The sequence below is a fragment of the Micromonospora sp. NBRC 110038 genome, assembly GCF_020884815.1.
GTDB lineage: Bacteria > Actinomycetota > Actinomycetes > Mycobacteriales > Micromonosporaceae > Micromonospora > Micromonospora haikouensis.
Genome location: NZ_BBOL01000006.1, coordinates 334,444 through 343,880, shown reverse-complemented (window position 1 = coordinate 343,880; position 9,437 = coordinate 334,444). Strand labels below are relative to the sequence as shown.

At 75.4% G+C, this 9,437-nt stretch carries 7 protein-coding genes; 2 read left to right on the top strand and 5 right to left on the bottom strand.

The features are described 5' to 3' along the window. Positions 1-54: 54 nt before the first annotated feature. Genes LPU61_RS22605 through LPU61_RS22595 form a run of 3 tightly spaced genes read right to left on the bottom strand, consistent with a single transcriptional unit; the run spans position 55 to position 3,551 of the window. Positions 55-645, bottom strand: a complete 591-nt coding sequence (locus LPU61_RS22605) for an aminodeoxychorismate/anthranilate synthase component II (RefSeq protein WP_043968552.1) — start codon at positions 643-645, stop codon at positions 55-57. Continuing rightward, positions 642-2,096: an anthranilate synthase component I family protein gene (locus LPU61_RS22600; RefSeq protein ID WP_229406032.1), complete on the bottom strand. Its 1,455-nt coding sequence runs from the start codon at positions 2,094-2,096 to the stop codon at positions 642-644. The genes LPU61_RS22605 and LPU61_RS22600 overlap by 4 nt, the downstream gene beginning before the upstream one ends. 33 nt (positions 2,097-2,129) lie before the next feature. Next, complete coding sequence (locus tag LPU61_RS22595; RefSeq protein ID WP_229406031.1) at positions 2,130-3,551, bottom strand: phenylacetate--CoA ligase family protein; 1,422 nt, start codon at positions 3,549-3,551, stop codon at positions 2,130-2,132. A gap of 159 nt (positions 3,552-3,710) precedes the next feature. On the opposite strand from LPU61_RS22595, the gene LPU61_RS22590 reads away from it, so the two are divergent. Beyond that, the gene (locus tag LPU61_RS22590; protein WP_229406030.1) at positions 3,711-5,267 is read left to right on the top strand and encodes a condensation domain-containing protein; all 1,557 of its coding nucleotides are present in this window, start codon (positions 3,711-3,713) and stop codon (positions 5,265-5,267) included. An 11-nt stretch (positions 5,268-5,278) separates the two neighbouring features. Here LPU61_RS22590 and LPU61_RS22585 read toward each other — a convergent pair whose 3' ends face one another. Beyond that, positions 5,279-6,250, bottom strand: coding sequence for a LysR family transcriptional regulator (locus tag LPU61_RS22585; protein WP_229406028.1), 972 nt, complete (start codon positions 6,248-6,250; stop codon positions 5,279-5,281). A 185-nt stretch (positions 6,251-6,435) separates the two neighbouring features. Here LPU61_RS22585 and LPU61_RS22580 point away from each other — a divergent pair, with 185 nt between their 5' ends. After that, positions 6,436-7,983, top strand: coding sequence for an MFS transporter (locus LPU61_RS22580; RefSeq protein WP_158499204.1), 1,548 nt, complete (start codon positions 6,436-6,438; stop codon positions 7,981-7,983). Between the two features lie 472 nt (positions 7,984-8,455). On the opposite strand, the gene LPU61_RS22575 is transcribed toward LPU61_RS22580, so the two are convergent. Continuing rightward, positions 8,456-9,403, bottom strand: coding sequence for an alpha/beta fold hydrolase (locus LPU61_RS22575; RefSeq protein ID WP_052503979.1), 948 nt, complete (start codon positions 9,401-9,403; stop codon positions 8,456-8,458). Positions 9,404-9,437: the final 34 nt, after the last annotated feature.

Sequence of the window (9,437 nt, the reverse complement as noted above, 5' to 3'; positions counted from 1 at the left end):
CGTGCCCGTGCCCCGCCACGTCGGCTGGGTGGCGGGGCACGGGCACGACCGGGGTCACGCCGGGGCGGGCAGCCGCGAGGCGGCGAGGAAGTTCGTCAGCATCGCCAGGCCGTGCTGGGTACGGACGCTCTCCGGGTGGAACTGCACCGACTCCACCGGCAGGCGGCGGTGCCGCAGCGCCATCACGTACCCGTCGTCGGCGGCGTGCGCCGTCGGCACCAGGTCGGTGCCGGCGAGGCTCGCCCCGTCCACGATGAGCGAGTGGTAGCGGGTGGCGGTCAACGGGCGGGGCAGGCCGGCGAAGACGCCCCGGCCGTCGTGGCGGATCTCGCTGGTCTTGCCGTGCATCAGGTGCCGGGCGCGTAGCACCCGCGCACCGAAGGCCAGCCCGATCGCCTGGTGGCCGAGGCAGACCCCGAAGATCGGCAGCCGCCCCGCGTACGCCTCGACCAGCTCGACGTGGCCGCTCTCCGCCGGGTGCCCGGGGCCGGGGCCGAGCAGCAGCGCGTCGGCCCCCGTGCCCGGCACGTCGGCGACGCCGATCGCGTCGGAGCGCACCACCTCGGCCTCCATGCCGGCGCTGAGCAGGTACTGGCGGATGATGTGCACGAAACTGTCGTACGCGTCGACGAGCAGGACCTTCACAGCAACTCCTCTCCGGTGACCGCCCAGTAGCCGGCGCTCAGCTTGGCCAGGGTCTCGCGCCACTCCCGCTCGGGCCGGGAGTCGGCGACCACGCCGGCGGACGCCCGCGTGTGGTAGCTCTGCCCGTCGTGCAGCACGGTGCGGATGCACAGGGCGAGGTTGACGTACCCGCCGACGCCGATCAGGCCGATCGCCCCGGCGTAGAGGCCCCGGCGGCTGGCCTCCGTCGACTCGATGATCTCCATGGCGCGGATCTTCGGCGCGCCGGTCATGGTGCCCGACGGGAACAGCGCGGCGAGCACGTCGTAGCTGTCCAGCTCCGGCGACACCGCGCCGGTGACCGTGGAGACCAGGTGCAGCACGTGCGAGTAGCGCTCGACGACCAGGGTCTCCGGCACGTCCAGGGTGTCCGGTCGGCAGATCCGGCCGATGTCGTTGCGGCACAGGTCCACCAGCATGATGTGCTCGGCGATCTCCTTCGGATCGGCGGCGAGCCGCCGGCCCGCCTCCCGGTCCCGCGCCGGGTCGCCGGTGCGCGCGGCCGTGCCCGCGATCGGCCGCATCGTGGCCGTGCCGTCCTCGACCCGCACGAACAGCTCGGGGCTCGCCCCGATGACGGTCTGCCCGGCCAGCGGGGCCAGGTACATGTACGGCGACGGGTTGCGCCGGCGCAGCCGCTCGTACACCCGGACCGGGTCGGCGTCGCTGCGGATGGTCAGCTCGTGGCCGATCTGCACCTGGTAGATGTCGCCGGCCGCGATGTGCCCGAGGCAGCGGTCGACGGCCCGGCGGTAGTCGTCCTCGGCGACGTCGTCGGTGACCGCGAACGGCGGCATCGCCCCGTCCGCCGCCCGGTCGCCCGGCGGCCCGTCGGCGGCGGCGTCCAGCAGCGCGACCAGGTCGCCGGCCGGGTCGTCCGGCCAGGCCGGGGACCGGTGCAGCAGCAGCTCCGCCGTCCCGGCCGTCAGGTCGAAGCGGACCAGGCCCCGGTGCAGCACCAGGCAGGCGTGCGGCAGCCGGGGGCCGCCCTCGATCAGGTACGGCAGCCGCTCGAAGTGCCGGGCCGCGTCGTAGCCGAGGAACGCCAGGAAGCCGAAGGAGAAGTCACCCGGCCCGGCGGGGGCGTCGAACAGCTCCTGCACGACGCGCAGCACCTCCTCCAGGCCGTCGACCCCGGCGGCCCGCGCCCGGGCGGCGTCGGCCAGGGCGGGCCGGCCGGTGACGGTCACCGCGCGGCCGGTCACCGCGACCGACAGCAGCTCCCCGAAACCGACGTACGCGTGGCGGGTGTCGCCGGCCGGGCCCGCCGGCGACTCCAGCAGGTAGACCTGGTCGGCGCCGAACCTGCGGCGCAGCGCGAGGTACGCGGCGAACGGGTCGGCGACGCGGACCCGGTGGCGCTCGGTGGCGACCGGCACGACGGTGTCCGGTCGGGCTGGTGCGAGTGTCATCTCTGCTCCTTGCCTGGACCGTGTCGGGGCGGGTCAGCTGCGCAGCGAGTGCGCGCCGGCGGCGGCCCGGGCGGCGGCGACGTCCTGGTCGGCCCCGGCCCGGTTGTCCTTGATCCGGGCGGCCTTCCAGCTCACGAACGCCCCGGTGTTGGTGATCGGGTCGAGTTCGGTGGTGACCTCCACCCGCGTCGGCACGCCGAAGTGCTCGGTGAGCCGGGTGGCGAGCGCGGCCCGCTCGGCGGAGCCGTCGGCGTCGGCGGCACCGTCGCGCAGCAGTTCCACGTAGACGGTGAGGGCGTCGGTGCCGTTGGGCGCGGTGTCGATGACCACCTGGTAGCCGAGGCAGCGGGACAGGCCGCCGAGCACGGCCGACTCGATCTGCGCGGGACGGTACCGCCCGGCGCCGATCGCGACCCGGTCGGCGACCCGGCCCAGCACCTCCACCACGTCGCCGGGGCCACCGCAGCCGCAGGAGTTCGGCGCGACGGTCACCAGGTCACCGGTGCGGTAGCGGATCAGCGGCTTGATGCCGTCGACGAGCATGGTCAGGCACAGCTCGCCGGTGCCGTACGCGCCGAGGCTGGCCTCCGAGTCGGGGTCCAGCACCTCGACCAGGTAGTTCGGCCCGGAGATGTGCAGCCGGTCCAGGTGGCAGCCGGTGCCGATCGCCATGGCCTCCTGCGACCCGTACAGGGCGGGGCGCACGTCCGCGCCCCAGATCGAGCGCACGTTCGCCCCGAACGCCGGGGTGCAGATCTCCCCCAGCACGGTGAACAGCTTCACCGGCAGGTCCTGCGCCGGGTCGAGCCCGTTCTGCAGGGCCGCCTTGGCCAGGTTCAGGCAGAGCGCCGGGGCGGCCACGAGGACCTCCACGTTCAGTTCCCGGATCAGCCGCAGCGCCTTGCGGAAGCCCACCCGGGGCGACTCCGGCCAGATCTTGACGTGGCAGGCGCCGAGGCGCTGGGCGACGTCGCCGAAGGTGTCGCCGAAGGCGTACAGCTCCGAGGGGCCCATCAGTCCGACCACCGGGCGGCGGCCGTCGAAGTAGTGGTCGAACAGCCGCCGCCACGCCCACTCCACGTGCACGTTGCTGGACATGACGTCCTTCGCGTCGCGGGGGCAGGGCGTGGACGCCCCGGTGGTGCCGGTGGTCTCGTAGTAGATCAGCGCGTCGGCGGGGGTGCCCGCGAGCACGTCGTGCATCTCCCGGCGCAGGTCGTCCTTCGTGGTGAACGGCAGCCGGCCCAGGGTGTCCGGGGTGACCGCGTCGAGGTCGACCCCGGCGAGGTGCCGGGCGTAGAACGGCGACCGGGCCGTCACGTGCCGCAGCACCGCCCGCAGCCGGTTGGCCCGCCAGGTGGCCCAGTCGGCCGCGTCGAGCAGGCCGGCCTGGTACCGCTCGCTGACGAGCGGGTAGTCGCGCCAGAAGTCTTCTCCGGTGGTCGCGTTGGTCATGACTGTCCGCTCCCGGTGTGTGCGCTGGTACGTCGCCAAGGTCGCCGGCGACGCTAGGCGGCCCCGGTTGGCCGCCGGTTACGCGCGGGCGGGACCGCCGCGTAACCGGCCGCTCGTACGGTGCGCACCGATGGCCGCACCGTCGGGCGAGGAGGAGTCATGGGGACGCTGATGGGCCGACTGGCCGCCATGTCGGAGGAGGACCGGGCCAGGGTGCTGGCGAAGGTCCGGGGCGCCGCGGGCGGCCCGGCGGGCACCGGGGAACCCCGGCTGACCCCCGGGGCCTGCCCGGCGGGGCGGGGGCCGGCGTCGTTCGTGCAGGAGCAGCTCTGGTTCGTCAGCCAGCTCGCGCAGGGCGTACCGGCGTACAACGTGTCGTTCGCGTTCCACCTGACCGGGCCGCTCGACGCCGACGCGCTGCTGGCGGCGGTCCGCGACGTGGTCCGGCGGCACGACGTGCTGCGCAGCCGGCTGGTGCTCGCCGACGGCCGGCTCGTCCAGGAGGTCACCGACGCCGACCCGCGGGTGCCGGTGCGCGACCTGACCGGCGCGCCCGACCCGCAGCGGGCCGCGCAGGAGCGCGTCGCCGCGCTGTCCCGCACCGCGTTCGACCTGGCCGCCCGGCCGCCGCTGCGGCTGGAGCTGCTGCGCATCTCCCCCACCCGGCACGCGCTGGCGTGGATCGCCCACCACACCCTGGTCGACGGCTGGTCGTTCGGCATCCTGCTGACCGAGCTGGCCGGGGCGTACCGGGCCCGGTGCGCGGGGCGGGAACCGGACCTGCCCGAGGTGCGGCTGCAGTTCCGCGACGTCGCGCACTGGCAGCGGGAACGGATGACCGGGCCGACCCTGGACCGGCTGCTGGACCGCTGGAAGCGGCGGCTGGCCGGGCTCGCCCCGGCGGAGCTGCCCACCGACCGGCCCCGGGGCGCCGCGCAGACGTTCCGCGGCGGGATGCTCCGCTTCGACTTCGGCGCCGACGCCGCCGCCGGGGTCGCCGCCGTCGCCGACCGGCTGCGGGTCACCCCGTTCGCCGTGCTGCTGGGCGCGTACGCGCTGGTCGTGGCCGCGTACGCCGGGTCGGACGCGGCGGTGGTCGGCGCGCCGCTGGCCGGGCGGGGCCGCCCGGAGCTGGACGCGGTGGTCGGCCCGTTCTCCAACACCCTGCCGCTGCGCGTCGACCTGTCCGGCGACCCGACCGGGGCCGAGGTGCTGACCCGCGCCAACGACGCGATGCTCGACGCGGTGTCGGGGCAGGACGTGCCGTTCAGCAGGCTCGCCGACGCGGTGCGCGGCGACCGGGACGCCCGCCGCAACCCGCTGTTCGACGTGCTGTTCAACCTGGGCAACCTGCCGCCGGGCAGCGACCGCGCCGACCTGGGCGGGCAGACCCGGCTGGAGGTGCGCGGCTGTCCGAACGGGACGGTCCGCCTCGACCTGGAGCTGACCGCCGAGCACACACCGCAGGCGCTGACCGGCCGGCTGGAGTACAACGCCGACCTGTTCGACGAGGCCACGGCCGGCGCCCTGCTCGACGACGTCCGGCTGGTGGTCGGGCAGCTCGCCGCCGACCCGACCACCCGCCGGTCGGCGCTCGAGGTGCCCGGCGCGCGCCGGCGGCGGCTCGCCGCGGTGGCCCGCGCGGCCGGCGGCGACGCCGCCCCGCTGCGCCCGGCCCGCACCGCGGCCCGGCGGACCCGGGCGTGGAGCCGGTGACCCGGCCCCGGTCAGTCGCCGGCCGGCGGCCCGGCCGCGAGGGCCTCCCGGTCCTCGTCGGGCAGCCAGCAGTCGGCCAGGTCGTGGGCCCGCCACCCCTCCAGCGCGCCGTAGTCGTGCAGCAGGTCGACGAAGTCGTGCAGGACGGGCCGCCGGTCGTTGCGCCGCCACAGCAGCGACCACGGGTATACCGGTCGCGGCTCGACCAGCGGCAGGGTGACCAGGTCGTCGGCCTGCGGGTTGGCCACGTCGGCGGCGGAGAGGAAGACCCGCCCCAGGGCCCGGCCCCGGCGCAGCAGCTCGTCCGCCCCGACGTTGTCGACCTGCTCGAAGGTGAGCGGGATGCCGAACCGGTCGGCGAAGAGCTGCAGGTAGGTGCCCCACTCCACGGCGCTGCCCGGGCTGGGCACCCAGACGCCGTGGTCGACCAGGTCGGCGGGGCGCACCGTCGACCGCCCGGCCAGTGGGTGCCCGGCGTCCACGACGGCGACCAGGGGCTCCAGCCGGATCAGCCGGTGCGCCACGGCGGTCGCGGCTGCGGCACCGGCGACCCGGCCGAAGACGGCGTCGATCTCGGCCCGGCGCAACGCCGGCAACGCCAGGGAGAGCCCTCGCCGGGCGCTGATCTCCAGGCGCAGCCGGGGGTTGCCGGCCAGCACCGCCGCGACGAGCCGGGCCGGGCCGAGCCGGTCGTGCAGGACGTCGACGCGCAGCGGGGTGGCCGGGCGGTGCACCGCGGCCACCGCCGCGTCGCCGGCGGCGAGCAGGTCGCGGGCCGGGCCCAGGAAGCGCCGGCCCGCCTCGGTGAGCGCGCTGGTGCGGGTGGAGCGTTCGAACAGCGGCCGGTCGAGCAGCTCCTCCAGCCGCTGGATCCGCTTCGACAGCGCCTGCTGGGACAGGCCGAGGCGCTCGCCGGCCCGGCCGAAATGCAACTCCTCGGCGGTGACCACGAAGGCTCTTACCAGCGCGAGGTCGAGATCCATGCCGCCATCCTGTGGTGACAACCAATCGTTGTCAAACGCACCGGGCGGTTGTTGGACCGCGCTCGCCGGAAGTTATGGAATGAACATACCGGCGCATGCCGGTGGGTAAATGCGAAAACCCTCGCCGTCGACACCGGAACCGGGCCGGCGGAACACATGAACAAGAAGTGGAAGGAGGCGGCAGAATGGCTGCCACGCTGTCGCAACAGGATCTCCCGAAGGCCGATCCGCGCCGCTGGAAAGCATTGGCGCTGCTCGCGCTCGTCCAGTTCATCATTTTCCTGGACGCCACCATCGTCAATGTCGCGCTGCCGTCCATCCAGCGTGATCTCGGCTTTTCCGAGGCGACGCTGACCTGGGTGGTGAACGCGTACCTGATCACCGCCGGTGGCCTGCTGCTGCTCGGCGGCCGGATCGCCGATCTGGTCGGCCGCCGGAAGGTGTTCTGCCTCGGCGCCGGCCTGTTCGCGGTGGCCTCCGCGACCGCCGGCCTGGCCCAGAACAGCGAGGTGCTGCTGGCCGGCCGGTCGTTGCAGGGCGTCGCCGAGGCGCTCTCCGCGCCGGCCGCGATGTCCATGGTGGCCCTGCTCTTCACCGACCCGAAGGAGCGGGCGAAGGCGTTCGGCATCTGGGGCGGCCTGGCCGGGCTGGGCTCCGCCGCCGGTGTGCTGCTCTCGGGCGTGCTGACCGACCTGGCGAGCTGGCGGTGGGTGTTCCTGGTGAACATTCCGCTGGCCGTGATCCCGATGCTGCTCCTGCCGAAGCTGGCCGACGAGAGCCGGGCACCGGCCCAGGGCCGGCGGCGCCCGGACTGGCTGGGCGCGGTGCTGGTCACCGGCGGTCTGATCGCGATCCTCAACGCCGTGCTGAACGCCGCCCGCAACGGCTGGGACTCCGCGCCGGTGCTCGTTCCGCTGCTGGTCGGCATCGCCGCCCTGGCCCTGTTCGTGGTGGTGGAGACGAAGGTGGCGCAGCCGCTGGTGCCGCTGGGCTTCTTCGCCAACCGGGTGCGCGCCACCGCGAACGTGGCGACCGTGTTCGTGGCCAGCAGCTCGGCCGCGGTGTTCTTCCTGATCGTCCTCTACACCCAGAACGTCCTGGGCTACTCGCCGCTCGCCAGCGGCCTGGCCTGGCTGCCGTTCTGCGTGGCGTTCATGCCCGGCCTGTTCCTCTCCACCAAGCTGATCATGAAGGTGGGCCCCCGGTCGACGCTGGCCGCCGGCCTGGCCGTCTCGGCGATCGGGGTGGCCCTGTTCACCCGGATCTCGGTCGACGGCTCGTACCTGACCGACCTGCTGCCGGCCATGGTGGTGACCGCGCTGGGCTTCGGCATGACCAACCCGGCCATGCAGAACGCCGCCCTGCACGAGGTGTCCGAGGCCGACGCCGGCCTGGGCTCCGGGATCGTCACCACGGTGCTGCAGATGGGCAGCGCCCTGGGGCTGACCGTCTTCGTCTCCCTGGCGCTGAGCCACCAGCGGGGGCAGCAGGCCGCCGGGGTGGCCGAGAACCTGGCCGTCGTGCGCGGGTACGACCACGCGTTCGGCATCGCCGCCGGGGCCCTCGCGGTGGGCGCGGTCGCGGCGCTGGTGATCCTGCGCGGCGTGCGGCCGACCGCCCCGCAACAGGTCGACCCGGCCGCGGCCGTGGACGACGGCGCGGAGCAGCAGCTCGACGACCTCGCCGACGCCGACCACAGGCGGCGTCCGGTGGGGCAGGGCGCGCGGGGCTGACCCGCCGCCCGACGCGGTGGCCGGGGCGGAGCGATCCGTCCCGGCCACCGCCGTGTCCGGCCCCGCAGGACGCGCCGAGGGCAACCGGGCGCGGGGTGCGGTCTGCCCACGCCCGCTCCGCGCCGGCGGGCCGGTGACGGGGCGCAATCCCTCTCGGCCACGGGCAAGCACTCCCACCGCCCCCTTTGCTCTGCACCCAAGGACGCAACATCCCACGCTGCGTGACGTATCTCCTGTTCCCCCACCCCTCGCCGCCGAACATCCGGGCAGCTCGGGCGGGCTGTTGCGGGTATGGGTGCAGAGCAAAGGGGGCGCGTCAGCTCTGGCGGGGGCGGCCGGGCATGACGCAGAGTCACGTTGGTCGGGCCGGACAGCCGGCCCCCACGGGCCGTCACGTCAGGTGAGCGGCGGGGGCGGGGCGGGGTGGAGCGGCGGGCAGGGCGAGGCGGGGCAGGGCAGTCCCGGCCCGCGCCTAGCGCACCGGGCGCGGCGGGCCCGACGCGCGGCGGATGAACGCGACCGCCTCCCGGGCGGAGGTCGCCCGCATCGGCGGGCCGACCAGGTGGTCGAGGACCCGGGGCCAGGACGGCACCACCAGCAGGTGGCCGGCGTTCGGCACGACCTCCAGCCGGGCGTCGGGCAGGGCGTCGCGCCACCACCGGCCGTGCTCGGGGCCGGCGAGGGCGTCGTCGGCGCCGTACAGCAACAGGGTGGCCGCCCCGACCTGGTCGGGGGTGAAGCCCCACGGGCGCAGCGAGTAGCCGGCGATGTCGTCCGCCATCCCCCGCACGCCCTGGGCGAACGCCTCGGCGAGCATGTCGCCGATCCGCGTCCCGGCGCCGGGGTCGGCCGGCGCGGCCCGGTCGGCCGGGTTCGCGCCGAGCAGCCGCAACGCCGCCGGGTCCCGGGGATCCGGCGGCACCAGGCCGGCCAGCGCGGCGTCCAGCTGGGCGCGGACGTCGGCGGGCGGCCGGTCGCGCAGCCCTGCGGTCAGGTCGCGCTGGCCCGGGTCGAGCCAGGGCACCTCCTCGTCGGGGGCGGGCGTGGCCAGCACGGCCACCCGGCGCACCAGGTCGGGCCGGCGAGCCGCGAGGGCGAGGGCGACCCGGCCGCCGGCCGACCAGCCCGCGACCGCCACCCGCCCGAGGCGGCGCTGGTCGATCAGCTCGGCGAGGTCGTCGGCGGCCGTCGGCACGTCGGCCCAGTCGGTAGCCGGGTCGGAGCCGCCGTAGCCGGGCCGGTCGAGGGCAAGGAGGGTGACCCCGGCGAGCCGGGTGGCCGCCGGGTCGGGGTCGAACGCGCCGGAGCCCGGGGCGGGATGGCAGAACACGACCACCCGCCGGCCGGTGTCCGCACCGTGGCGGTGCACCACCGCCCGGCGACCGTCCCTGAGCGTGATGATCTCCCCGGTGCTGGACATGCGGCCGAGTCTGACAGCGGGCGGCGGCCGGGGA